The sequence below is a fragment of the Streptomyces sp. NPDC096079 genome, from assembly GCF_040303145.1.
Taxonomy (GTDB): domain Bacteria; phylum Actinomycetota; class Actinomycetes; order Streptomycetales; family Streptomycetaceae; genus Streptomyces.
Window position 1 is genome coordinate 126,265 of the sequence record NZ_JBEOST010000018.1, and the last position, 24,528, is coordinate 150,792.

A 24,528-nucleotide genomic window follows, 5' to 3' on the forward strand; every position below is an offset into this window, starting at 1 on the left:
AGTTGGAGAACCTTGTCCGGGCTGTCCCCCGACGCGCAGAATCTCCGTCGTCGCATCACACGGAGAACAGGGGGCACATGGCGCATTCGGGGAACTTCGACGCGGAGACGGTGCTGCGGGCGCGGGTCCTGCTGCTCGGGTCGGAGCCGTTGACGCTCGGGGAGCGGCTGGGCGCGTACCGGGTGCTCGCGGAGGTGAGCCCGCGGGCGTATCTGCCGAAGCTGGTCGACGCGCTGTTCGAGCGGGCCGTCGAGTTGCGGGATCCCGGGCTGGACGTGGTCCTGTACGGGCAGGCGGCGGACGCGGCGCGGCGCTTCGGCGCGGAGGTGCCGGACCGGAAGGGCCGGTTGCGCAGGGCCCTCGGGGGCTACGAGCACGCGCTGTTCACCGCCGGGCGGAGGGCCGAGGGCCGCGCGGTGTGCGAGGAGTCGGCGGCGGCCGGATCGTACGGCCGCCTCGCGGTGGTCCTGGCCGAGGAGGGGTGTCACGGGGAGGCGGCCGACCTGCACGCCCGGCACGTCGCCCCCGGGGACGCGGACGTGTCCGTGTGGACGCTGATCGAGTGGGCGGCCGCGCTCGACGCGGCCGGACGGCACGAGGAGGCCCTGGAGGTGTTCGCGCGCGTGGTCGGTGACGCGCGCGAGGCGGCGGCGGGGGACCGCGCCCCGCTGGCGTCCCTGGTGTGGAAGCTGGAGCGGTACGCGGGGATGCTCGGGGCCGCCGCGCGTCCGGCCGAGGAGGCCGGGGCGCGGCGCGAGACGCTGACCGTCCTGGCCCGGCTCGCGGCGAGCGGTGAGCCGGTGAGCTGGAGCAACATCCAGGCCACCTGGGTGACCCTCCTCGCCCTCTCGGGCCGGCCGGACGAACCGGCCGCCACTCCTCAGGCCCCGCTGCCGGCGCTCGGGGTCCATCCGGTCCACGGGTGGTCCCCCGACGTGCGGGAGGGCTGGTTCGCCTCGATCCCCGCCTTCGAACGCCGGGTCGCGGCCCTGCGCGCGTCGGACGACCTCCCCGGTCTGATCGTGGCCCAGCGCCGTCTGACCGTCCGCCGGGCCCTGCGCTGGGAGACGGCCGGCCGCCGGGCGGAGGAGTCGCTCCGTCCGTCCTTCGACGAGGGCGTGGACCTCGCGGGCCGTGCGGCGGCCGACCCGGGCGCGCTCGTCCGCGCCCTCACCGACCGCTCGATGTTCCTCCTGGCCGTGAAGCGGTACGGGGAGGCGCACGCCGATCTGGTGGCGGCCGCCGCTCTTCGGCCAATCGTTACCCGCACGTAACTTACCGACCGGTTACCACGAGTAAGGCGCCGCGGTTACCGTCGGGTCACTTTCACTGCCCCCCAACAGTGTCCCCAGTGAGGAGTGCCCCGTGCGCGCATCCCTGGCCCTCGCCGTCTCGGCCGCTCTCGCGGCCGGGACGGCCCTCGGGTTCGCACCCGCCACCCAGGCCGCCGAGACCGCCGGCTCCATCCGCTTCGTCGACATCGCCGGCGACGGCGGCACCGTCCTCAAGGCGAACGTCGTCACGCCCGCCGGAGCCGCCGCCGCCCGTCACCCCCTGATCGTGCTGCCCACCAGCTGGGCCATGCCCCAGGTCGAGTACCTCGCCCAGGCCCAGAAGCTCGCCGACTCCGGTTACGTCGTGGTGAGTTACAACTCGCGCGGCTTCTGGCAGTCCGGCGGGGAGATCGAGACCGCCGGGCCGAAGGACATCGCCGACGCCTCCAAGGTCATCGACTGGGCCCTCGCGAACACCCCGTCCGACCCCGACCACGTGGGCATGGCGGGCGTCTCGTACGGCGCGGGGATCAGCCTGCTCGCCGCCGCGAACGACCCGCGGATCAAGGCCGTCGCCGCGCTCAGCGGCTGGGCCGACCTGATCGAGTCCATCTACAGCGGCCGCACCCAGCACCTCCAGGCCGCCGCCCTGCTCGGCGGCGCCGGCTATCTCACCGGCCGGCCGGGGCCCGAACTCCAGCAGATCCTGGGCGACTTCCTCTCCTCCAACCTGGCCAAGGAGGAGGACATGATCGCCTGGGGCCGCAAGCGCTCCGCCGTCGAGCAGCTCGACCGGATCAACGCCAACGGCGCCGCGATCATGCTCGGCAACGCCTGGGGCGACACCATCTTCCCGCCCAACCAGTACGCGAGCTTCTACGAGAAGCTCACCGGCCCCAAGCGGCTCGAGTTCCGTCCGGGCGACCACGCCACCGCCGAGGCCACCGGCCTCCTCGGCCTGCCCAACGACACCTGGACCAGCGCCCACCGCTGGTTCGACCACTACCTCAAGGGCGTCGACAACGGCATCGACCGCGAGCGGCCCGTCCAGGTGAAGCCCCGCTCCGACGCCCCCTACGAGGGCTACGCCGACTGGAAGTCCCTCGACGCGAACCGGCGGAAGTTCGACCTCGGCGGGACGCAGCGGATATGGGCGAACGTCGACTCCGGCGCCAACGGCGGCATCGTGATGCTGTCCAACCTCCTGGACCAGTTCTTCCAGGCCCCGCCCGTCGCCTCCGTCCCCCTCCTCCCCCGCGCCTTCGCCGGCGTCTGGCAGTCGGAGCGGTACGCCACCCCGCAGCGCGTGCGCGGCACCGTGAGGCTGCACACGACGGTCTCCTCCACCGAGGAGAGCGGCACCCTCGTCGCGTACCTCTATGACGTGGGCCCGCTCGGCCTCGGGAAACTGGTCACCAACGCCCCGTACACCTTCCACGACCGGACCCCGGGGCAGCCGTTCGGCGTCGATCTGGAGCTGTTCTCGACGGCGTACGACGTCCCGGCCGGGCACCGGCTCGCGCTGGTCGTCGACACCGTCGACCCGCTCTACATCGAGCACAACCCGACCGGCGCGCAGCTGACCTTCTCCTCCCCCACGGCCGACCCGTCGTACGTGTCGGTCCCGCTGCGGGCGGAGTGATCACCGGCTGCTGCCGGGCGGGTGCGGCTCCTCGCCCGCTACTGCTGTCCCGGCAGCAGCGACCGCGGTGCGGCCGGGGCGACGTCCACGGCCTTCGTCTTCGGGCTGCGGCGCTCCCTGCGGGCCACCCAGGTGGCGAACCAGGAGAGCAGCATGCACATCCCGATGTAGATCGGTGAGATGACGAGCACGACGGGGATGAAGGGCAGGTCGTAGTCGAGGTTCGACGCGATCAGCTTCCCCGCGTGCAGGAACTCCTCGTAGGTGATGAGGAAGCCGAGCGAGGTGTCCTTGAGGGCGACCACGAGCTGGCTGATGACGGCCGGCAGCATGGCGCGGACGGCCTGCGGCGCCAGGACGTACGTCATCACCTGGGACTTGCGCATGCCGAGCGCGTACGCGGCCTCGCCCTGGCCGCGCGCGACGGCGTGGATGCCGGTGCGGAAGACCTCGGCGAGCACGGAGCCGTTGTAGAGGGTGAGTCCGGCGACGAGCGCGGGCAGCGGCTGCACCTTGAGCGCCACGAAGATGAAGAAGATCATCACGAGGACGGGCATGGCGCGGAAGAACTCGACGAGCAGGGTCGAGATCCAGCGCGGCACCCGGTGCTCGGAGAGCCGCCCGGTGGCGAGGACCGCGCCGAGGGCGAGCGACAGCACCGAGGCGTAGGCGAAGGCCTTGAGCGTGTTGCCGAGGCCCCTGAGCAGCAGCTCCTGGATGCCCTCGTACACGAAGGGCGACCACTTCGTGGCGGTGAACTGGTCGGTGTCGAAGAGGAGGTAGAGGATCCAGCCGGCCAGCGCGAGGATCACGACGGTGGACGCGAGTCCGTAGAGGAGGTGACGCCGCCGGGCGCTCGGCCCGGGGACGTCGTAGAGGGCGGTGGACTCGGTCATCGGGCGACTCCCCAGCGCTTCTCCATGAGGTGGAAGAGGGCGCTGATGGTGAGGGTGATGATCAGGTATCCGACGGCGATCCAGACGAAGGTCCAGACGATGTTGTAGCCCAGCTCGCTCAGGGTCTTGTAGGTGCCGAGGAGTTCCGTGACGCTGAACGCCCCGGCGATCGCCGAGTTCTTGGCGAGGGCGATCAGGGTGGAGCCGATGGGCGGGATGACCGTCCGGAAGGCCTGCGGCAGAACGATCGTGGACAGGGTCTGGGAGAAGGTCATGCCGAGGCTGCGGGCGGCCTCTCCCTGGCCGCGCGGCACGGTGTTGATGCCGGAGCGCAGCACCTCGCAGATGAAGGCGGACGTGTAGCAGCCGAGGGCGAGGACGGCGAACACCTCGAAGGGCAGCACGAGTCCGAAGCGGGGCAGGCCCAGCATGACCGCGAAGAAGAGCAGGGTCAGCGGGGTGTTGCGCAGGACGGTGACCCAGACCGTGCCGAAGACCCGGAAGGAGCCCACGGGCGCGACCCGGAACGAGGCCATGACGAAACCCAGGACGAGCGCGAGGGCCGAGGAGTAGACGGTGAGTTCGACGGTGCCGAGGAACCCCTCGCCGTAGAGCGAGAAGTTGTCTGTGAGTACGTCCATGTCAGCGGTGGGGTCCTCAGGTGGCCGGGTAGCGGTCGATGGCCGGCGGCGGCGGGGCGGGCACCCCGGAGAGGCCGAGGGTGGCGTCGTACGCCTTCTTCCAGTCGCCGTTCCTCTCGTGGGCGGCGATCGCGTCGTCGAGGGCGAAGCGGAGCGCGTCGTCCCCGCGCGGGACTCCGATGCCGTAGGGCTCCTTCGAGAACGGCTTGCCGACGACCTTGAGTTCGTCGGGGACCTTGGCGGCGTAGCCCAGGAGGATCGTGTCGTCGGTGGTGACCGCGTCGACCTGGTAGGTGAGCAGGTTGTCCACGCACACGGAGTAGGTGTCGTAGGCGACGAGTTCGGCCTTCGGGTAGTCCTTCTGGATGCGCTGGTACGGGGTGGAGCCCGCGGCCGAGCAGACCCGCTTGCCGTCCAGGTCCTGCGGGCCGTGGATGTCGTTCTCGTCGGAGCGGACCAGGAGCGACTGGCCGGCCTGGTAGTAGGGGCCGGCGAAGCCGACGAGCTTCTTGCGGTTGTCGTTGATGGTGTAGGTGCCGACGTAGTAGTCGATCTGGCCGTTCTGGAGGGCCGTCTCGCGGTTGGCCGAGGCGATGGTGCGGAACTCGACGCGGGCCGGGTCGAAGCCGAGGGAGGCGGCCATCATCCTGGCGATCTCGATGTCGTAGCCGGAGTAGCGGCCGGTGGCCGGGTCCTTCTCGCCCATGTAGGGCTGGTCCTCCTTGACGCCGACGATCAGCCGGCCGCGTTTCCTCGCCCGGTTCCAGGTGGCCGAGTCCGGCAGGGTGAAGCCGGACCGCACCTGGTAGACGGGGAGTTGGTCGGGCTGCGGGCCCTTGACGGGTGGACTGCCCTCCTTGCCGCAGCCGCCGAGCGCCGCCGCGACGGCGAGCAGCAGGGCGAGCGCGGCGAGGGTGCGGTGCGTGCGCTGCATGGTTCCCACCCCGGTCAGTGCTTGAGGATCTTGGAGAGGAAGTCCTTGGCGCGCTCGCTGCGCGGGGCGGTGAAGAACTCCTCCGGCGTGCGGTCCTCGACGATCTTCCCGTCGGCCATGAAGACGACCCGGTTGGCGGCGGAGCGCGCGAAGCCCATCTCGTGGGTGACGACCACCATCGTCATTCCCTCGCGGGCGAGTTGCTGCATGACCTCCAGGACCTCGTTGATCATCTCGGGGTCGAGCGCGGAGGTCGGCTCGTCGAAGAGGAGGGCCTTGGGGTCCATGGCGAGGGCGCGCGCGATGGCGACGCGCTGCTGCTGGCCGCCGGAGAGCTGGGCCGGGTACTTGTCGGCGTGCGCGGCGAGTCCGACGCGGTCGAGGAGTGCGCGCGAACGCCGGTCGGCCTCCTCCTTCCTGCGCTTGCGGACCTTGATCTGCGCGAGGGAGACGTTCGCGAGGACGGTCTTGTGCGCGAAGAGGTTGAAGGACTGGAAGACCATGCCGACTTCGGCGCGCAGCCCGGCGAGTGCCTTGCCCTCCTCGGGGAGGGGCCGGCCGTCGATGACGATCTCGCCCGACTCGACGCTCTCCAGCCGGTTCATCGCGCGGCACAGGGTGGACTTGCCGGATCCGGAGGGGCCGATGACCACGACCACCTCTCCGCGTCCGACGGTGAGGTCGATGGACTGGAGGACGTGCAGCGTGCCGTAGTGCTTGTTGACGCCACGCAGTTCGATCAGCGGATCGACGACGGCCATGCGCTGCCCTGCCCCGTTTCTCAGCGGTGTCGCGGTCAGCGCAAACTATCCACGGGAAAAGGGACTTCACGCCCGACACGCATGAAACGGGAATAAGCCGTATTTACTGCGGAAGGGTGGCGGGCGGAGGATTCGGCCCCGGACGCCGAGGCCTCGCCGTCAGTACTCGGAGGCCTCGGCGTACACCTGGGAGAGCTGCGGGGCCCCGGTCATCGCCCAGTCGAGACCGGCCTCGACGACCTGGATCTCCCGGCCGGAGGCGAGCCGCACGACGGGGCCGCCGCCGGGCCACACCTGCCACCGGGCACCCGGCACGTTCCGGACGATGACGGTGCCGAGGTAGAGCCCCGCGTCGTTCCCGAACCAGGGCAGCTCCTCCGGATCGTTTCGCCAGCGGGGCGGCAGCTGGTCGAGCTCCTGGAGGGAGCGCGGGGTGTCGTCCAGGGCCACCCCGGCCGCCTCGACGCGGGAACGCAGCAGCTCGCACTCCGAGAGGAGCTCGGCCACTCCCTCCGGGTCGCGGTCGAAGGCCGCGGCCAGGGGGGAGCCGGCCGGCTCGGGCTCATGTCGCTTGCGCCAGTTGTCCAGAAACGGGATGTTCATCCGAACAGCCTCGCACCGCCGCCTGCCGGTCCACCACCCGGCGCGCGGAAACGATCACACGGGTCAGAGGTCGAGGTCGACGACGACGGGCGCGTGGTCCGAGGCGCCCTTGCCCTTGCGCTCCTCACGGTCGACGTGGCTGTCGGAGACCGCCTCGGCGAAGGGCTTGTTGCCGTAGACGAGGTCGATCCGCATGCCCTTGTTCTTCGGGAAGCAGAGCTGGCGGTAGTCCCAGTACGTGAAGGGGTGGTCGTACTTGAGGGGGCGCGGGACCACGTCGGTGAGACCGGTCTCGCGGAGCCCGGCGAGCGCGGCCCGCTCGGGCTCCGTCACGTGCGTGGCGCCCTCGAAGACGGCGATGTCCCAGACGTCCTCGTCGGTCGGGGCGATGTTGTAGTCGCCGAGGACGGCGAAGGGGCGCTCCCCCGCCGCGTCCTCCGCGACGGCCGCCTTGAGCGCCTCCAGCCAGCGCAGCTTGTAGGCGTAGTGGTCGTGGGCCACCTCGCGGCCGTTCGGCACGTACACCGACCAGACGCGGACCGGGCCGCAGGTCGCGGAGATCGCCCGGGGCTCCTCCACCCCGTCGTACTCCGGGCCGCCGGGCAGCCCGGTGACCACGTCCGCGAGGCCGACGCGGGAGAGCAGGGCCACGCCGTTCCACCGCCCCGTGGCGTTGACCACCGACTCGTACCCCAGGGCGCGCAGCTCCTCGGTGGGGAACTGCTCGGCGGTGCACTTGGTCTCCTGGATGCACAGCACGTCGGTGCCGCTGCTCTCCAGCCAGGCCAGGAGCCGGGGCAGCCGGGCGGTGATCGAGTTGACGTTCCACGTGGCGATGCGCATGACCGCAAGCCTACTGGCGGGGTGTGACAGTCGGCCTTCGCACCGCTCAGAGCTCGGCGGACGCTCCCGGGGCGAGGCGCGCGTGGTCGGTGCCGCCCAGGCCGCCGATCTGGCGGTCGTAGATGGGCCGGGCGAGGTCGGTGAGCAGGGCGTCGTGGATGTCGTACGCACGGCGCGGCTTGACCTCGCGCACGTAGTCGATGACCTCGGAGATCTTGTTCCAGGGGGCCATGACGGGCAGCAGCAGCGTGTCCACGGGGTGGTCGGGCACGGTGAGCGCGTCGCCGGGGTGGAAGACGGAGCCGTCGACGAGGTAGCCCACGTTCGTGATGCGCGGGATGTCCGGGTGGATCACCGCGTGCAGCTCGCCGTGGACCTGGACGTCGAAGCCGGCCGCCGTGAAGGTGTCCCCGTGCCCGACGGTGTGCACCCGTCCCGGGAAGGCCGCCGAGAGCCGGTCGGCGACGCTGCGCAGCGTCCAGACCTCGGCGGCGGCGTCGGCCTCGAGCGCCGCGCGCAGCCGGCCCTCGTCGAAGTGGTCGGGGTGCTCGTGCGTGACGAGCAGCGCGTCGGCTCCGAGGGCGGCGTCCTCCTCCGTGAAATTGCCGGGGTCGATGACGAGCGTGCGGCCGGCCTTCTCCAGCCGCACGCAGGCGTGGGACTTCTTCGTCAGCTTCACGGCCCCAGGCTACGCCGGGGGCGTCGTCTCCTCCGCGACGATCCGGGTGACGACCCGCAGCGCGGTCTCGGCGGCCGGGAGGCCGCAGTACACGCCCGCGTGGAGCACGATCTCGCGGAGCTCCTCGGGCGAAAGACCGTTGCGCAGGGCGGCGCGGGTGTGGTCGGCGAGGGCCTCCCGGTGGCCTCCGGCGATGAGGGCGGTGAGGGTGACGACGCTGCGGGTGCGCCGGTCGAGGCCCTCGCGGGTCCAGACCTCGCCCCAGGCGTACCGGGTGACGAGCTCCTGGAACGCGCCGTCGGGGTCGTCGGCGAGGGCCTGGTCGACGTGGGCGTCGCCGAGGACCTCGCGGCGCAGCCCGAGCCCCTTCTCGTACGGGTCGGGCCGCCCGGTCTCGGCGGGCTCGGCGTCCGGCGCGGCGGGGGCGGCCTCGGCGGCGGGGACGGGCGGCGGGGGCGGCGGGGGCACGGCCAGGGTGCCACTGGCCTCCTGGACGGTGCCGGAGAGGTGCTCGGTGAGCAGGTCCGTGACGGCGGCGGGCTGCTCGACGGGGGCGAGGTGCGAGGCGCCGGGGACGACGGCGAGCCGGGCGTCGGCGATGCCGGCGACCAGGGTGCGGGCCTCGGCGGGGCCGGTGACCTGGTCCTCGGAGCCGACGAGGACGAGGGCGGGGACGCCGATGCTGCCGAGGGCCTCGCGGACGTCGAAGACGGCCAGGGCCTCGCAGGCGGCGATGTAGCAGGCGGGGTCGGTGGTCCTGACCATCTGGACGGCCCAGTCGACGATGGCGGGCTGGGCGCCGGCGAAGAGCGGGGTGAACCACTGCTCGGGGGCGGTCCTGGCCATCGGCTCCAGGCCGTTGGCCCGCACGATCACCCCTCGCTGCCTGAACTCGTCGGCGGTGCCGAACCGGGGCGAGGTGGCGACCAGGGCGAGGGAGGCGACCCGGTGGGGCGCGCGGAGGGCGAGGTCGAGGCCGACGGCACCGCCGAGGGAGCAGCCCGCGTACGCGAAGCGCTGCACGCCGAGCGTGTCGAGGGTGGCCAGGAGCCGGTCACCGAGCTCGGCGACGGAGGTGAAGGGCTCCGCGGCCGCGCCTCCGTGCCCGGGCAGGTCGAAGCGGACGACCTTCCAGTCACGGGTGAGCTCCGGTATCTGCCGGTCCCACATGTGGAAGGTCGTACCGAGGGAGGGCCCCAGGACCAGGACCGGGGCGTCCTCGCGCCCGTCGACACGGTATTGCAGGGTGTTCGTCGCTGTCTCACTCACCCGCAAGACCCTCTCATCTCTCGCCGGAGCCCGTACGCCCGGGGCCGGAGGCGGGCCGGGGACGTACCCCCGCGCAGGCCCGGACGGCACGGGAGTCCTCCGGGCCGGCGTGTTCCGGAATTCACTCCCTAGTGCTGTGGCCGGAAAGGTTTGCCGGGTCGCGGCGTCCGGTGCGGTGCATCGCAAGGCGGAGGGCCTCGGCTCGTACGGGACGTACTCGGGAGGGCCGACAACGCGGCGAGGTGCCGTGCCGGGCGTCGCGACCCGGTGAACCTTTCCGGTCACAGCACTAGCCGTCCTGCTCGCGGTCGGCGAGGAGCCGTTCCTCCAGGGCTGCGGCCTCGTCGGTCCGCCCGGCCTCCCGGTAGAAGGTCGCCAGGTCGGCACGGAGGGTGACGGTGTCGGCGTGTTCCGGGCCGAGGAGCCGCTCGGAGTCGCCGAGCACGCGTTCCTGCAGGGTGATGGCGTGGTCCACCAGACCCGCCTGGCGGTACGAGAACGCGAGGTTGACGCGGGCGGTGACGGTGTCGCGGTGGTCCGGCCCCAGGACCCGCTCGGAGTCGGCGAGGACCGGTTCCTCCAGGGCGATGGCCTCGTCGGTCCGCCCCGCCTGGTAGAAGGAGAAGGCGAGGGCGCCGCGGGCGCTGAGGGTGTCCGGGTGGTCCGGGCCCAGCATGCGCTCGCGGGTGGCGAGGACCTCTTCCTGCAGGTCGATCGCCTCGTCGGTCCGCTCGGCCTCCCTGAGGGAGTAGGCGAGGTCCGCCCTCGCGTTGACGGTGTCGGGATGATCCGGGCCCAGGTTCGTCTCGCGGACGTCGAGGATGTCCTCCTGCAGCTCGATCGCCTCGTCGGTACGTCCCACGTCCCTGAGGGAGAAGGCGAGGTTGACGCGCGCCGTCACCGTCTGTCGGTGCTCGGGGCCCAGCACCCGCTCGCTGTCGGCGAGGACCTGCTCCTCCATGGCGATGGCCTCGTCGGTCCGCCCCACCCTCCCGTACGAGAAGGCGAGGGCACCGCGGGCGGTGAGGGTGTCCCGGTGCTCAGGCCCCAGCACCCGCTCGCGGTCGGCCAGCACCCGCTCCTCCAGGGCGATGGCCTCGAAGGCCCGGCCGGCCTGCCACACGGAGAGGGCGAGGTGGGCCCGGGCGGTCAGGCTGGCGGGATGGTCCGGCCCCAGCACCCGCTCGCGGTCGGCCAGCACCCGCTCCTCCAGGGCCATGGCCTCGGCGACCCGGCCCGTGGTCTCGTACGAGGCGGCGAGGTCGGCGCGGGCCGTGAAGGTGTCGGGGTGGTCCACGCCGAGGACGCGCTCGGACTCGGCGAGCACGTGCTCCTGCAGCGCGATGGCCTCGGCGTTCCGCCCCGCCCTCCCGTACGAGAAGGCGAGGGTGATCCGCGCGGTGAAGGTGTCGGGGTGCCCGGTGCCCAGGACCCGCTCGCGGTCGGCCACCACCCGCTCCTCCAGGGCGACGGCCTCGACGCTCCGTCCCGCCTGGTGGTAGGAGAGGGCCAGCGAGGCCCGGGCGGTGGCGGTGTCGGGATGGTCCGGTCCCAGGATCCGCTCGCGCCGGGTCAGGACGTCCTCGTGCAGGGCGATGGCCTCGGCGGTGCGTCCCGCCTGCCGGAAGGAGAGGGCGAGGTCGCCGCGGGCGGTGAGGGTGTCCGGGTGCTCGGGGCCCAGGACCCGCTCACGCACGGCCAGGACCCGCTCCTCCAGCACGATGGCCTCGTCCGTCCGGCCCGTCTCCCAGTAGGCGAAGGCGAGGTCGACCTGGCTGCTCAGGGTGACGGGATGCTCCGGTCCCAGCAGCCGCTCGGCGTCGGCGAGCAGGCGCTTGAGGAGTCCGATGGCCTCGTCCGTCCGGCCCGCCTTCCGGTAGGAGAGGACGAGGTCGCCCCGGGCGGTGACGGCGTCGGGGTGATCCGGCCCCAGCAGCCGCTCGGCGTCGGCGAGGACGCGTTCCTGCAGGGCGAGGGCCTCCTCGGTGCGGCCCTCCCGCGCATAGGCCCGGGCGAGGTCGACCAGGGCCCCGAGGGTCTCGGGGTGGTCCGCGCCCAGGGACCGCTCGCGGTCGGCGAGGGCCCGCTCAAGGTCGGCGACTGTCCGTTCCCGCTGGGCGGGCTCCGGCGCTTCGTGCGCCTGCGTACCGGAGTGCCCCGCCGCTTCCGGTGCGGCGCTCCCGTGGTCCTGGGCCGGGGGTTCGTGGTCGTCCGAGGGGGTCGCGATGCCGAGCCGGCCGAGCACCTGGGCCTGGATCCAGCCGAAGGACCGGCCGGTGTCCTCGACGAGGGCGTGTCCGTCGGGGTGACCGACCCAGGCGGGGAAGACCGGGGCCCGGCCGATGGCGGACTCGATGCGGCGGGTGACGGCGTCGGCGGTGCGGAGCAGTTCTCTGGGCGGGACCGCGCTCAGCAGGGCGCGTCGGGCCTCGGGGGCGAAGTCGAACCGCCGCAGGTGCGGCAGGCGTTGCGGCCCGGCGCCGTCCAGTTCGTGCATGAGGCCGCCGAGGAACACCTCGGTGAGGTGGCCGGGGTCGGTGGGCGGACCGACGGCCGCCTGGACGAGGCGCATGACGGGGGGTGTGACGGGGGCGACGGCGGCCATGTGGGCGGCGAGCCGGTAGGCCTCGTCGGAGGCCGCGGCCTTGAAGCGGAGGACCGCGTCGGCGTCCGCGCCTTCGCTGCCGCCGGCGGCCCGGGGTCGACCGGACCGCGAAGCGGCGGCGCACCGGTCGTCGTCCCACAGCGGCAGCAGCGCGCTGCCGCCGGGCGCGCCGACGAGACGGGCCCAGTCGCCGATCGCCTCCGGGGTCGGTTCGAGGACCGGCACGGGGACGGAGTCGAAGCGGACCAGCTCCGGGGGCAGGTCGGGGTCGGTGACCTGCCAGGCCTCCGTGGGCCCGCCGCGCGCCGGGCTGGTGACCTGCCAGGGGCGCGCGTCGATGCCCGTGCCCGGCCACAGGCGGGGAGGCAGGGCGTGGATGATGGCGGTGGGGCCGGACCGGGCCCAGGACCGCATGACGCGGCGCATCCCGCCGTCCCGCCAGGCTTCGCCCACACCGTCGCTGACGACGAGGACGAGGGTGTCGCCGGTCGGGTCGCAGAGGGCCTTCGGGGACTGGGGGCGGCTGTCGTGGCGGTAGGGGCCGCCGCGCAGGGTCGGGGTGCCGTCGCGGGTGTCGAGGCCGTACACCCGGACGTTCCGGAATGATCCCGCGCGTTCCATGAGGGCGCGGACGTCCGAGGCGAGGCGCTGCCAGAGGAGCATCGAGATGCCGTCGTCGATGACGAGCGCGAGGGTGAGCCAGCGGGTGCGGAGGGGGCGGGTGACAATCTCCCGGACGCCCGTCTCGGCGATGGCGGTGACCGTGCGGGGGATGTCGAGGGCGCGGCGGTGCCGGTCGGGCAGGCGGTGCCGGAGCGGGCGGAGTGACTTCGCCAGGGGCAGCCGGGCGGGTCCGAGGGAGTGGCGGTCGGGGACGGCGACCGGGTGGGCGGGGGACGGGGCCGTGGCGTCGCCGGTGGCGCGTCGGCCGTCCGAGGACGCCAGGAGGGGGTGGGTGGCGCGGGTTCTCTGCGGGGGTTCGGCGGACGGGGACTCCGCCTCGTCGGAGTCCGGGTCCCCGGCCCGGCCCGCCGGGACCTCCTGGGGCTGGGGCGATGCCTGCCGGCGCGCCGCTCGTGCCAGCGGGTCGGCGCCCCCGGGCAGCCTTCCGGCCAGCCACAGGGCGTCGAGGAGCTCTTCGTGGGACAGGTCCACCCCGCTTTCGGCCAGGAGTCTCGTCACGTGGGAGATCACGGCGTCACACTGCTCCGCCGAGTCGGTGCAGCACGGCCTGGAGCAGTGCTCCGGCGTCGAGGTTCACTCCGCCCTTGCGGAGGAACACCGCGTTGAGCAGTTGGTCGGTGGCGAGCTCGCCGGCCGCGCGCCGTTCGAGGAAGGTCTCCAGGAGGTCGTCGACCTCGTCCAGGGCCGTGTCCCCGAGATGGGCGGCCACGATGTCCCGCAGCCGCCGCTCGTCGGGTTCCGGCAGGTCGAGCCGGATGCAGCGGCGCAGGAAGGCGGGCGGGAACTCGCGCTCGCCGTTGCTGGTGATGATCACGACGGGGAACTCGGCGCAGCGGACGTGACCGCGCTCGACGGGGGCGGGCCTGTCGGGGTCGTCGGTCTGCACGTGCACGGGCGCGTGGTCCCTGGGCAGCCGGGCGAGTTCGGGGATGACGAACTCGCCCTCCTCGAAGACGGTCAGCAGGTCGTTGGGGAGGTCGACGTCGCCCTTGTCGAGCTCGTCGACGAGGAGGACGCGCGGGCGCTCCCGGTGGACCAGGGCGTTGCCGAGGGGGCCGAGCTGGATGTACTGGCCGATGTCGGGTTCCGTGCCGTCGCCGTCGCGCGGGAGGGTCGCCTCGCGCAGCCGGCCGACGGCGTCGTACTGGTAGAGGGCGTCCTGCAGCGTGGAGCGGCTGTTCACGGGCCACTGGAGGACGCGGCCGAGGCCGAGTTCATGGGCGATGGCGTGGGCCAGGGAGGACTTGCCGGTTCCGGGCTGCCCGGTGACGAGGAGGGGCCGGCGCAGGTGCAGCGCCGCGTTGACCACGTCGGCCTCGTCGGGGCCGATGAGGTACGGCCGGGGGTACGGGACCTTGGCGCCGGTCTGCGACGCGGGCCGGTCGAAGCGGCGCCACGGGGGCGCGTCGGGGAAGTCGACGTCGCGGCGCTCGCCGTCGCCGCGGAAGAGGCGCCATCCGTCTCCGTGGGGCGCCCGCTCCGGGGGGGTCGTGGCGGTCGGGTGCTCGAAGGTGGTCATGACGCGTGGGTTCCTCTCCAGGGGTCGCTCAGGTGGAGCGGGTCGGTCCTCGGACCGGAGCCCTCCGGTTCCCAGACGAGTGAGGGGCGGGCTCGCCGTTCGTCGGGGTGGGCGGCGGTGCCGCTGCGGAAGACGCGTACCCGTTCGGCGAGTCCGTCCAGGTCGCCCGAGGGTGCCAGTTCCCCCAGCCGGTCGGCGTCCTCGTATCCGGTGGCGTCGCGGTCCCACAGCACGACCGGGACGCCGAGGGCGAGGCAGACCTGGAGCAGGGACTGGCGCTGGTCCGCCGGGCCGTGGAGCACGACCCGGGCGGTGTCGCGGTGTTCGGTCCGCAGCAGGTGCATCAGTTTCCGCGCGTCGCCGGACGCGGGACCGGTGACGGCCACGGCCGTCCGGCCCTTGCTCCACCGGCGTTCCTGGTCCTGTTCCCGGTCGGCGACGACGCGGTCGAACTCCGGGCAGCTGAGGGTCACCTGGTAGTCCGCTCCGATCGGCGAGGCCGGGAGGAGGTCGTCGGGCGCCGCGGCTTCCCATTCGTCGACGGCCAGGTGGAGGTCGTGGCGGTCGACGACGACGGTCACCCGGGGGACGTGGTCGTGCCGGCCGGGCTCCTGTCGTGCGGCGCTGACGGCCTCGGCGAGGGCGCGCGCCGCCTCGTGCGGGGTCTTCGGTTCGGACGTCGGGCCCTTGAGGACCCGGTGGGTGCCGTCGGTGCGCACGAGCAGGATCCGGCACCGGTACCGACGGTCGTCCGCGGCGCCGTCGCGTTCCAGTTCCATGACCACGCGGGCCACGAGCGAGTTCCGGCGGCGCTCCGCCCACCGTGCGGCGTCCATGCGCCGCTCCGCCAGGGCGTCGCCGTGGACGCCGATCCGGTCGGCCGTCCGCTTCGACCAGGCGCGCAGCTCCTGCCGTCGCTCGCCGTCCTCGGCGGCCGCCACGTACTCCACGAGGCGGAGCAGGGCCGGGACGGGCGGGCTGCCGTCGGGGACGCTCTCCCCGTCGGGCAGTTCCTCCAGTGCCTCGATGGTGGGGGCGAGTTCGTCCTCCTCCATCCGGGGCCGGGCGAGGCCGTCGGGCAGCACGGCGTACGGCAGGGCGTCGCGGGCGGCCTGCGGCAGCAGCGCCGACTGCGCGTGGCGGACCTCTCCGAGCAGGTGCAGGAGTTCGTCGAACTCGTCCGGCGACAGGAGCGGGCCGTGGCCGAGCACCCTCGCCTGGGCGAGGAAGGCGGTGAGGCCGGACCGGGACGCCTCGTCCGTGGCACGGGGGGCGAGGGCCTGCCCGAGTGCGGCGTGCGCGCGGGGGTGGGCCTGGAGGAGGGCCACCAGGTCGGCGGAGGTGGGGGCGTAGTCGGCGGTGGCGTAGCCGAGGTCGCCCGCCAGCTCCCGCGCGTAGGCGGTGCGGGCGGCCGGGTCGGCGAAGAGCGGGAGGAGCAGCTTCTCCCATGCGCGTTCGGCGGGTGTGCGGGCGGCACCGGGTGCGGCCCGCGGTGCCGGTACGCCGATGGGGACGAGGTCGGAGACGGCGCAGGCGTGCTCGGCGAGGTGGTGGAGGAAGCCGGCGTCCTGCGCGAAGGAGTGCGCGGGCACGGCGAGGAGCCTCCTGGCGCCGTACGCCGCGGGCTCCTGGGCGACGACGCCGACGAGCATGCCGTCGCAGAAGACCGCGGCGCCGGACGCGCCGCCCCAGGCGTTGGTGCCGTCCGCGCCGGGAACGGGGGCGGGTCCCTGGTCGAGGACGTAGTACCGGCCCGAGCCGGAGAGGGGTGACAGCACACCCCGCAGGTACTCGACCTCGCGCACGTCGACGGCGGCGGCCTTCGGGTAGCCGAGGCCCACGTACGGCAGCGGGACGCGGCCGGCGGGGCGTCCCCAGAGGACGCCGCCGGGAACGTCGGCCGCGTGGTCGATGCGCAGGAGCGCGACGTCGAGGCCGTCCGGCGGGGTCCAGAGCAGTTCGGCCGCGACGGCCTGCGTCGGCCCGTGGTCGAAGTGGCCGATCCGTACGCGGATCTTCGGCCATGGCCGGCCGGTCTCCCGGTCCACCAGGACGTGACGGGCGGTCAGCACGAGGCGGGTGCCGATCAGATAGCCGGACCCGGTGCTGCGCGTCTCGCCCTTCGTACCGCCGCGGATCAGTGCCAGTCTGGCCGGATCCACGTCACTCCTCGTCGTCCCAGGACCCGGTCTCCTCGTCGTTGACCTCGGGCCTGGTGCCGCCGGCGGCCTTGTCCGAGACGGACAGCCGGATCTTGAGCTTGTGGGTGCGCACGGAGGTCCGCTCGCCGCCCCCGCCGGCGGTGACGACGCCGAAGGTGAGTTTGCCGTCCCCCTTCAGGGACTGGCGCAGTTCGAGCTGGAGCTCCAGCTCCGCCTCCTCGACACCGAAGGCGAACTGCTGGCCGGCGCCGCTTCTCTGCGCCTCGTACAGCTCCTGCCGCAACTCCTCGATGGCCGCGGCCAGACCGATCGTCGACATCCCCGGCAGCTCCCCCGCTCCGACCTTCGTGACAGTCCGATGGACTGGGTCAACGGTACGTTACAACGATCGGGAGGCGGATCGGACCGGCCCGGAGACAATCAGCCGGCGGGGGGTCGCTCCCGGTCCGTGCCCAGGTACCGGTCGAGCGGGGGTTCCTGGGCCAGGACGGCCCCGATGGTGATGGCGAAGGTGAGCGCGGCGCACACCACGATCAGCCAGGACAGCATCGTCAGGACCAGGCCCAGCGAGCCGTACTCGGCCAGGGCCCTGTCGAGGGCGGACGGCATGTAGAGCCGTGCCGTGATCCCGAGGACGGTCGTGGCCGTGCCCGCCAGGACGGCGCCCGGCAGGAGCGGGAGCCAGGCGACCCGCTTGGCGAGGAGCAGGTGCTGGGTCCAGAGCCACACACCGGTGCTGACCAGGAAGTACAGCGGCAGGCCCAGCCAGGCGCCGGCGCCGAAGCCGTCACGGAGCGGGGCCTGGAGGAGCACCACCAGGACCAGGGCGAGCAGCCACACGGTCCAGCGCCAGGCCGCGATCCTGGTTCCGGCCTTCGGCAGCCTCCAGGCGCGCTCGCACACCCTCGCCATCGCGCGGCTGAAGCTGGTGGCCGACACCAGCGCCACGACGGCGCCCACGACGCCGGTGGTCTCCCGCAGCTCGTCGGAGCTGTTGCCGTCCAGGACCCGCTGGAGTTCCTGGTCGGGCGCGCCGGTCAGGCCGAAGATGGCGCGCAGCGACTCGCGGAGCTGATCGCGCACGCTGCTCGGGGCGAAGGCCCCGAGGGCGAAGAGGAGCGGCACTGCGGCCAGGAAGGCCTGGGCGGCGAGCCGGGTGCCGGAGTCCAGGAGGTTTCCGCTGATCAGTCGGGCGGTCAGCTCCGTGAGGACGGGAAAACGCCGCTCGGCCCCGCTCCGGATGCTCCGCATCCGGGTCGCCCACGACATCCCGCCTCCCGACCCCGCCCGGCCCGCCCGGCCCGCCCGTCCCGCCATTGGACGCGAACCCGCGCGTCCGCGCGAGCCGGGTGGTGCTTCCGGGGGACGGTCAGGGGCTCGTCGTCGAGACCGCGTACACGCGGGGGAAGGCCGGGTCCGTGAGGTCGACGGTGATGTCGGTGCGCGGGCGCGGCTCCTCGCGGGTGACGCTGGTGCCCGCCCAGGTCATGCCGTCGGCGAAGGTCCAGCCCGCGATGTCCGCGTCGCGCTCGCCGACGGTGATCCGGCCGGAGGTGAGCGCGGAGCGGGCGGTCCCGGACTCGGCGAGGAAGGCGTCGAGACCGCCGGCGGTCGTCGAGAACTGGACGTACAACCGGCTCGTCTTCCAGTTGCTGGTCTCGTAGTAGGCGACGTCCCAGGCCCCGGCGGGGATCGGGACCTCGAAGACCCGGCGCTTCATCAGAGAGGGCCAGTTGGCCTGGAGGCCGGCCGCCGAGGACTCGCGCTCCTTGTCACGGCCGCTGTCCCGGCTCTGGCCCGCGGAGATGACGAGGTAGCCGGCCGGGATGCCGACGAGCAGCACGATGATGACGGCCGTCAGCCAGCGGCGCCGGATCATGTGCCGGCGGTCCTCGGGCAGCTTCTCCTGCGGGGGGCGGGGCGGGACGGCCTGGTGGGGCAGGGTCATGAGGGCGGGTCCTCGGGGTTGCGCGCGGCCCGGCCCGAGGTCCCGTTGCGCAGGGCCTGGGCGTACCGCTCGTACCGTTCGTACCGCTCGACGCGGCGCCGGTTGGCGCGGCGGAAGCGGCGGGCGACGAGCCGGGCGAGGTCGGCGGCACCGACCATGCCGGCCTCGGGGCCGAGCTGGGCTCGGGTGATGCGGGCCTCGGGGCGGTAGCCGCGGCCGGTGAGGTGGCGGCGGAAGGCGTCCCGGGCGGGGCCGATGAGCAGGTCGTCGGCCGCGGAGACGCCGCCGCCGATGACGAAGCAGGAGGGGTCGAGGGCGGCGGCGAGGTTGGCGATGCCGACGCCCAGCCACTGGCCGATGTCCTGGAGCAGCTCGACGCACATGGCGTCGCCCTCACGGGCCAGCTCCGTGATGAGGGGGCCGGTGATCTCCGGGATGTTCCCCTTGACCCGCTCGATGATCTCGTACGCGACCGGGGAGTCGGCGGCGGCCAGCTCGCGGGCCTCGCGGACCAGCGCGTTCCCGGAGCTGTACTGCTCCCAGCAGCCCCGGTTGCCGCAGGGGCAGCGGTGGCCGCCGGGGACGACCTGCATGTGGCCGAACTCTCCGGCGACGCCGTACTTGCCCCGCTTGACCTGGCCGTCCTCCAGGATGGCGCCGCCGATGCCGGTGCCGAGGGTGATCATGACGAGGTGGTCCTCGCCGCGCCCGGCGCCGAAGCGCCACTCGGCCCAGGCGGCGGTGTTGGCGTCGTTGTCGACCATGACCGGGACCGCGAGGCGGCCCTGCAGGGCGTCGCGGAGGGGTTCGTTGCGCCAGGCGAGGTGCGGGGCGAACAGGACCCGGGCCCGGTCGGCGTCGACCCAGCCGGCCGCGCCGATGCCGACGGCGTGCACGTCGTGCCGGTCCGAGAGGTCGAGGACCAGCTCGACGATGGTGTCCTCGACGACCTTGGGGCTCTTGGACTTGTCCGGGGTCTCCGTGCGGAGCTTCTCCAGGATGTTGCCGTCGGCGTCGACGACGCCGGCCATCACCTTCGTACCGCCGATGTCGATGCCGACGGTCGGCACCCGGGGCGCCGTCAGGTGCGAGCGCCGCTCCCGGGTCCCGACGGTCCGCAGCACGGTCCCGCGGGCGGATCCCCGGTGCGCGAGGTCACGGTAGGTACTCATCGGCTCCGATTCTGCCAGGTGGGGGGTGAAGGGGCCGTCTCGTCGCGGCGGGACGGGTCACGTTCCGGTCGGCCGCTCCAGCTCGTGGCGCAGGTCCTCCAGCTCGCTGCCGCCCGCCATCTGCCGGGTCAACTCGTCGAGGGTGACGGAGTCCTTGGTGTGGCTCGCCGCCATGACGCCCCGCTTGAGGAGGACGAAACGGTCGCCGACGAGGTAGGCGTGGTGCGGGTTGTGCGTGATGAGGACCACGCCGAGGCCCTGGTCACGCGCGGCGGCGACGTACTTGAGGACGACGCCGGACTGCTTCACGCCGAGCGCGGCGGTCGGCTCGTCGAGGACGAGGACCTTGGCGCCGAAGTGGACGGCGCGGGCGATGGCCACGCACTGCCGCTCGCCGCCGGAGAGCGTCCCGATCGGCTGGTCGACGTCCCGGAGGTCGATGCCCATGCGGAGCAGCGCCTCGCGGGTGGTGGAGCGCATCAGATCGACGTCGAGCCGCTTGAAGGGGCCGGATCCCCTGGTGGGCTCGGAGCCGAGGAAGAAGTTCCGCCAGACCGGCATGAGGGGGACGACGGCGAGGTCCTGGTAGACGGTGGCGATGCCCCGGTCGAGGGCGTCGCGCGGGTTGGCGAGGGTGACGTCCTCGCCCTCGATGCGGAAGCTGCCGGCGTCGTGCCGGTGCAGCCCCGCGACGATCTTGATGAGGGTGGACTTGCCGGCGCCGTTGTCGCCGAGGACGCAGGAGATCTCCCCCGCGCGGACCTCCAGGGAGACGCCTTCGAGGGCGCGGATGTTGCCGTAGTACTTGCTGACGTCGGTCAGCTCCACGAGCGGAGTCGGCTCCGTGGTCACTTGGTCGCCTCCACGCGCTTGCGGATCCAGGCGTTCAGCAGGGTCGCCAGGAGGAGCATCGCTCCCAGGAAGAACTTGAACCAGTCCGGGTTCCACTCGGCGTACACGATGCCCTTGCTGGTCATGCCGAAGATCAGGGCGCCGACCGCGGAGCCGATGGCCGAGCCGTATCCGCCGGTGATCAGACAGCCGCCGATGACGGCCGCGATGATGTAGATCAGTTCGTTCCCGACGCCTTCGCCCGACTGGACGACGTCGAAGGAGAACAGCAGGTGCTGCCCGGAGATCCAGGCGCAGAACGCCACGCCCATGTAGAGGCCGATCTTCGTGCGGTAGACGGGCACGCCGACCGCGCGTGCCGCGTCGGCGCCGCCGCCGACGGCGAAGATCCAGTTGCCGAAGCGGGTGCGGAGCAGGATCCAGGTGGCGAGGGCGACGAGGCCGAACCACCACAGGATGGTGACCTTGAACTCGACGCCGCCGATCGTCACCTCCGAGGCGAAGAGCTTCCGGGCGGAGGGGAAGCCCTCCATGTCGGCGATGGTCTTGGTGGAGACGGTGCCGCTGATCAGCTTGGTGAGGCCCAGGTTCAGACCGGTCAGCATGAGGAAGGTGCCGAGCGTGATGATGAAGCTGGGCAGCTTGGTGCGGGTCAGCATGACGCCGTTGAAGACGCCGATCGCCAGGGTGACGAGCAGCGAGACGCCGACGCCGACCCAGACGTTCGCCGTCATCTGGTAGCTGAACATCGAGGAGACGAGCGCGGAGCTGGTGACCAGGACGCCGGCGGAGAGGTCGAACTCGCCGCCGATCATGAGCAGCGCGACCGGGACGGCCATGATGCCGATGGTGGAGGCCGCGTAGAGGACGGTGCCGAGGCTGGCGGGTTCGAGGAAGCTGTCGGCGACCAGCGCGAAGAAGACGAAGACGGCGATCGCGCCGACGACCGAGCCGAGCTCGGGACGGGCCAGCAGCTTCTTCAGCGGGGTGGTGCGGAGCAGCCGTTCGTCGACGTGGTCGACACCGTCCGACGGCGGGGCGGTGGAACTCATCGGGTGCCCCGATCCGCGTACTCCTTCAGGGCGGCGGCCTGGTCCTTGGTGATGATCTGGGGACCGGTCAGGACGGGCTTGCCGCCGCCGAGGACGTCGGCGTTGTAGCGGTAGAGCCAGAGCAGGTCGACGGCCTCGTAGCCCTGGAGGTAGGGCTGCTGGTCGACGGCGAAGCCGAGGGTGCCGGCCTCCAGGGCCGTCGCGACCTTGGCGTTGAGGTCGAAGGTGTCGACCTCGGCCTTGCTGCCGGCGCTCTTCGCGGCCTGGACGGCGGTGTCGGCGAACGGGGCGCCGAGGGTGACGACGGCGTCGACGTCCCGGTCGGACTGGAGCTTGGCCTCGATGGAGGCCTTGACGTCGGGCATGTTGGTGCCGTCGACGTAGAGGTTCACCAGCTCGCCGTCGAAGGTCTTCTTCACCCCCGCGCAGCGCTGCTCGTGGCCGACGTTGCCCTGCTCGTGCAGGACGCAGAGGGCCTTCTTCTTCCCGCGCTTGTCGAGTTCCTCGCCGACGGCCTCGCCGGCGACGGTCTCGTCCTGGCCGATGTGGGTGAGCGCCCCGTAGGCCTCGGACTGCTCGGCGCCCGAGTTCACGGTGATCACCGGGATGCCTGCCTTGACGGCCTTCTCGACGGCGGCCTTCATGGCGTCGGGCTTGGCGAGGGTGACGATCAGGCCGTCGACGCCCTTGGCGACGTACGAGTCGATCAGCTGCGCCTGCTGCTGCGCCTCGTCGCTGTGGGCGTAGAGGAAGTTGATGTTGTCCTTGGCGGCGGCCTGCTTGGCGCCCTTCTGGACGATGTCCCAGAAGGTGTCGCCGTCGCCCGAGTGGGTCACCATGGCGAAGGTCCACCGGGGGGTGTCGACGGCCGCCCTGCCCTGGGCCTCGGCGGCCTTGCGTGCGTCCTCCGCCCGCTTTCCGCCGGTGCTGCTGCACCCGGCGAGCGCCGCGGTGAGTGCGAGGGCGAGCACGGCGCCGACTGCGGCGCGTACCCCCCCTGTCCGAAGCCTGGTCACGAGGCCGTGCCCTCCTTTGTGTCCTTCTGCGTGCATTGCAGTATCGGTCATGCGGGTCGCGGCGCTGGTGAGGGGCCCCCTGGAGTGGCTACGGACGGGCCATCAGCTGGAACTCGAAGGAGTAGCGGGCGGCCCGGTAGAGGTGGGAGCCGTACTCGACGGCCCGTCCGGAGTCGTCGTAGGTGACGCGCTCCATGGTGAGCAGCGGGGCGCCCGCCGGCTCGTCGAGCAGGGCGGCCTCCTGGACGGTCGCGGCGCGGGCGCCGACGGACTGGCGGGCACTGTGCAGGGTGAGCGCCGCGGAGCGGAGCACGCGGTAGAGGCCGGTGGTCTCCAGGCGCTCGGTGTCGGGGGTGACGATCCCGGTGGGCAGGTGGTTGCGGAGGTACGCCATGGGCTCCCCGTGCGCGCTGCGGAGCCGCTCCAGGTAGTGGACCTCGGTGCCCTCGGGTACGCCGAGGGCCGCGGCGACGGGTCCCGCCGCGGGTTCGAGGCGATTGACCAGGACCCGGGTGGCGGGGCGCTGCCCGGCGGTGGCGAGGTCGTCGTACAGGCTGCTGAGCTCCATCGGGCGCCGCACCCTGCTGTGCACGACCTGGGTGCCGACGCCCCGGCGGCGGACCAGGAGGCCCTTGTCGACCAGGGTCTGGATGGCCTGGCGGACGGTGGGCCGGGAGAGGCCCAGGCGGGTGGCGAGGTCGATCTCGTTGCCGAGGAGGGTGCCCGGGGACAGCGTCCCGTTCTCCACGGCGGCCTCCAGCTGCTGGGCGAGCTGGAAGTAGAGCGGGACCGGACTCGTGCGGTCCACGGCCAGCGGAGGCAGGGGGGAGCCGGACTGCTTGGGCACGGGGGGAGCGTAGCCCGGGGCGCTGATGACGGGAAGTCGTGACGTCCGGTTGTCCTGACAAATCCTTGACACCCGGGTGCGGGCGGCTCCACGGTGGGGCCATGCGCATCGGACTCATCGGTACGGGACGGATCGGGAGCTTCCACGCGGGTGTGCTGGCCCGGCACCCGGAGGTCGGGGCGCTGGTCGTGGCGGACGCGGACGCCGTCCGGGCGGCGGGGGTCGCGGGGGCGCTCGGGGCGGAGGCGGCGCCGGACGTGGACGCGCTGCTCGGGCACGCCCTGGACGCCGTGGTGATCGCCTCGGCGACGGCGGCGCACGCGGGGCTGATCGCCCGCGCCGCGGGGGCGGGGCTGCCGGTCTTCTGCGAGAAGCCGATCGCCCTGGACGTGCCGGGGACGCTGGCCGCGCTCGACGCGGTCGCGGCGGCGGGCACCGTGCTCCAGCTGGGGTTCATGCGCCGCTTCGACGCGGGGTACCGGGCGGCCCGCGAGGCGGTGCGGTCCGGGCGGCTGGGACGGCTGCACACCGTGCGGGCCGTGACCTCCGACCCGGAGCCGCCGCCCGCCGCGTACCTGCCGCTCTCCGGCGGTCTGTTCCGCGACTGCCTCGTGCACGACTTCGACATCGTCCGCTGGGTGACCGGGCGGGAGGTCGTCGAGGTGTACGCGACGGGCTCGGACGCGGGCCCGGCGATGTTCCGGGAGGCGGGGGACGTGTCCTCGGCCGCCGCGCTGCTCACCCTGGACGACGGGACGCTGGTGACGGCGACCGCGACCCGGTGCAACGGCGCCGGGTACGACGTCCGCATGGAACTGGCCGGCGAGCGGGACCAGATCGTGGTGGGACTGGACGACCGGACCCCGCTCTCCTCGGTGGAGCCGCAGGGCCCGCCCGCACCGGGCAAGCCCTGGCCGGGCTTCCTGGAGCGGTTCGCCCCCGCGTACGAGGCGGAGCTGGACGCCTTCGTCCGCCTGGTGCGCGGCGAGGCGCCCAACGCCTGCGACGGCCGGGAGGCACTGGCGGCGCTCCGGATCGCCGAGGCCTGCGAGCGCTCACGGCGGGAGCGGGTGCCGGTGCGGATCTGAGCCGGGACGGGCCGGTCGGCCGGTGCGGATCTGAGCCGGGG

Annotated in this window: 22 protein-coding genes; 3 read left to right on the plus strand and 19 right to left on the minus strand. The window is 73.0% G+C overall.

The window, feature by feature from the left end; all coding sequences use genetic code 11:
* The first annotated feature begins 77 nt into the window (after positions 1-77).
* Together ABTY59_RS29170 and ABTY59_RS29175 are read left to right on the plus strand one after the other, a co-directional pair.
* The gene (locus ABTY59_RS29170; RefSeq protein ID WP_352022031.1) at positions 78-1,274 is read left to right on the plus strand and encodes a hypothetical protein; all 1,197 of its coding nucleotides are present in this window, start codon (positions 78-80) and stop codon (positions 1,272-1,274) included.
* Between the two features lie 91 nt (positions 1,275-1,365).
* Positions 1,366-2,916 (plus strand): CocE/NonD family hydrolase, encoded by a 1,551-nt coding sequence (locus ABTY59_RS29175; protein ID WP_352022032.1) that lies wholly within the window; start codon positions 1,366-1,368, stop codon positions 2,914-2,916.
* Between the two features lie 38 nt (positions 2,917-2,954).
* Here ABTY59_RS29175 and ABTY59_RS29180 read toward each other — a convergent pair whose 3' ends face one another.
* From ABTY59_RS29180 to ABTY59_RS29270, 19 genes are all read right to left on the minus strand, one after another.
* Positions 2,955-3,812, minus strand: coding sequence for an amino acid ABC transporter permease (locus tag ABTY59_RS29180; protein WP_352022033.1), 858 nt, complete (start codon positions 3,810-3,812; stop codon positions 2,955-2,957).
* Entirely contained in the window at positions 3,809-4,453 is a 645-nt protein-coding gene (locus tag ABTY59_RS29185; protein ID WP_352022034.1) for an amino acid ABC transporter permease, read from the minus strand. The genes ABTY59_RS29180 and ABTY59_RS29185 overlap by 4 nt, the downstream gene beginning before the upstream one ends.
* 16 nt (positions 4,454-4,469) lie before the next feature.
* Positions 4,470-5,387 (minus strand): glutamate ABC transporter substrate-binding protein, encoded by a 918-nt coding sequence (locus ABTY59_RS29190; RefSeq protein ID WP_352022035.1) that lies wholly within the window; start codon positions 5,385-5,387, stop codon positions 4,470-4,472.
* Positions 5,388-5,401: 14 nt separating this feature from the next.
* The gene (locus ABTY59_RS29195; RefSeq protein WP_352022036.1) at positions 5,402-6,148 is read right to left on the minus strand and encodes an amino acid ABC transporter ATP-binding protein; all 747 of its coding nucleotides are present in this window, start codon (positions 6,146-6,148) and stop codon (positions 5,402-5,404) included.
* A gap of 159 nt (positions 6,149-6,307) precedes the next feature.
* Complete coding sequence (locus ABTY59_RS29200; RefSeq protein WP_352022037.1) at positions 6,308-6,751, minus strand: DUF6278 family protein; 444 nt, start codon at positions 6,749-6,751, stop codon at positions 6,308-6,310.
* A gap of 63 nt (positions 6,752-6,814) precedes the next feature.
* Positions 6,815-7,594, minus strand: a complete 780-nt coding sequence (locus ABTY59_RS29205; RefSeq protein ID WP_352022038.1) for an exodeoxyribonuclease III — start codon at positions 7,592-7,594, stop codon at positions 6,815-6,817.
* Positions 7,595-7,640: 46 nt separating this feature from the next.
* A complete protein-coding gene (locus ABTY59_RS29210) occupies positions 7,641-8,273 on the minus strand; it encodes an MBL fold metallo-hydrolase (protein ID WP_352022039.1) in 633 nt (210 codons plus the stop codon).
* A 9-nt stretch (positions 8,274-8,282) separates the two neighbouring features.
* Positions 8,283-9,542 carry a bifunctional 3-oxoadipate enol-lactonase/4-carboxymuconolactone decarboxylase PcaDC gene (pcaDC, locus tag ABTY59_RS29215; RefSeq protein WP_352022040.1) on the minus strand — a complete coding sequence of 420 codons (1,260 nt, stop codon included), beginning with the start codon at positions 9,540-9,542 and terminating at the stop codon, positions 8,283-8,285.
* Positions 9,543-9,831: 289 nt separating this feature from the next.
* A complete protein-coding gene (locus ABTY59_RS29220) occupies positions 9,832-13,329 on the minus strand; it encodes a tetratricopeptide repeat protein (protein ID WP_352022041.1) in 3,498 nt (1,165 codons plus the stop codon).
* A gap of 16 nt (positions 13,330-13,345) precedes the next feature.
* Positions 13,346-14,350: an AAA family ATPase gene (locus tag ABTY59_RS29225; RefSeq protein ID WP_352022042.1), complete on the minus strand. Its 1,005-nt coding sequence runs from the start codon at positions 14,348-14,350 to the stop codon at positions 13,346-13,348.
* Positions 14,347-16,512, minus strand: a complete 2,166-nt coding sequence (locus ABTY59_RS29230; RefSeq protein ID WP_352022043.1) for a VMAP-C domain-containing protein — start codon at positions 16,510-16,512, stop codon at positions 14,347-14,349. Before ABTY59_RS29230 ends, ABTY59_RS29225 begins: the two co-directional genes overlap by 4 nt.
* A 1-nt stretch (position 16,513) precedes the next feature.
* Positions 16,514-16,831 (minus strand): trypco2 family protein, encoded by a 318-nt coding sequence (locus tag ABTY59_RS29235; protein WP_352022044.1) that lies wholly within the window; start codon positions 16,829-16,831, stop codon positions 16,514-16,516.
* A gap of 101 nt (positions 16,832-16,932) precedes the next feature.
* On the minus strand, positions 16,933-17,781 hold the full coding sequence (locus ABTY59_RS29240; protein WP_352022045.1) for a YhjD/YihY/BrkB family envelope integrity protein: 849 nt from the start codon (positions 17,779-17,781) through the stop codon (positions 16,933-16,935).
* A 100-nt stretch (positions 17,782-17,881) separates the two neighbouring features.
* The gene (locus ABTY59_RS29245) at positions 17,882-18,460 is read right to left on the minus strand and encodes a hypothetical protein (protein WP_352022046.1); all 579 of its coding nucleotides are present in this window, start codon (positions 18,458-18,460) and stop codon (positions 17,882-17,884) included.
* Complete coding sequence (locus tag ABTY59_RS29250) at positions 18,457-19,632, minus strand: ROK family glucokinase (protein WP_352022047.1); 1,176 nt, start codon at positions 19,630-19,632, stop codon at positions 18,457-18,459. Before ABTY59_RS29250 ends, ABTY59_RS29245 begins: the two co-directional genes overlap by 4 nt.
* Positions 19,633-19,689: 57 nt before the next feature.
* On the minus strand, positions 19,690-20,484 hold the full coding sequence (locus ABTY59_RS29255; protein WP_352022048.1) for an ATP-binding cassette domain-containing protein: 795 nt from the start codon (positions 20,482-20,484) through the stop codon (positions 19,690-19,692).
* Entirely contained in the window at positions 20,481-21,536 is a 1,056-nt protein-coding gene (locus ABTY59_RS29260; protein WP_352022049.1) for an ABC transporter permease, read from the minus strand. The genes ABTY59_RS29255 and ABTY59_RS29260 overlap by 4 nt, the downstream gene beginning before the upstream one ends.
* A complete protein-coding gene (locus ABTY59_RS29265) occupies positions 21,533-22,552 on the minus strand; it encodes a sugar ABC transporter substrate-binding protein (RefSeq protein WP_352022050.1) in 1,020 nt (339 codons plus the stop codon). Before ABTY59_RS29265 ends, ABTY59_RS29260 begins: the two co-directional genes overlap by 4 nt.
* Before the next feature lie 88 nt (positions 22,553-22,640).
* A complete protein-coding gene (locus tag ABTY59_RS29270) occupies positions 22,641-23,360 on the minus strand; it encodes a GntR family transcriptional regulator (protein WP_352022068.1) in 720 nt (239 codons plus the stop codon).
* Positions 23,361-23,500: 140 nt separating this feature from the next.
* Here ABTY59_RS29270 and ABTY59_RS29275 point away from each other — a divergent pair, with 140 nt between their 5' ends.
* Positions 23,501-24,487, plus strand: a complete 987-nt coding sequence (locus ABTY59_RS29275; protein WP_352022051.1) for a Gfo/Idh/MocA family protein — start codon at positions 23,501-23,503, stop codon at positions 24,485-24,487.
* Positions 24,488-24,528: the final 41 nt, after the last annotated feature.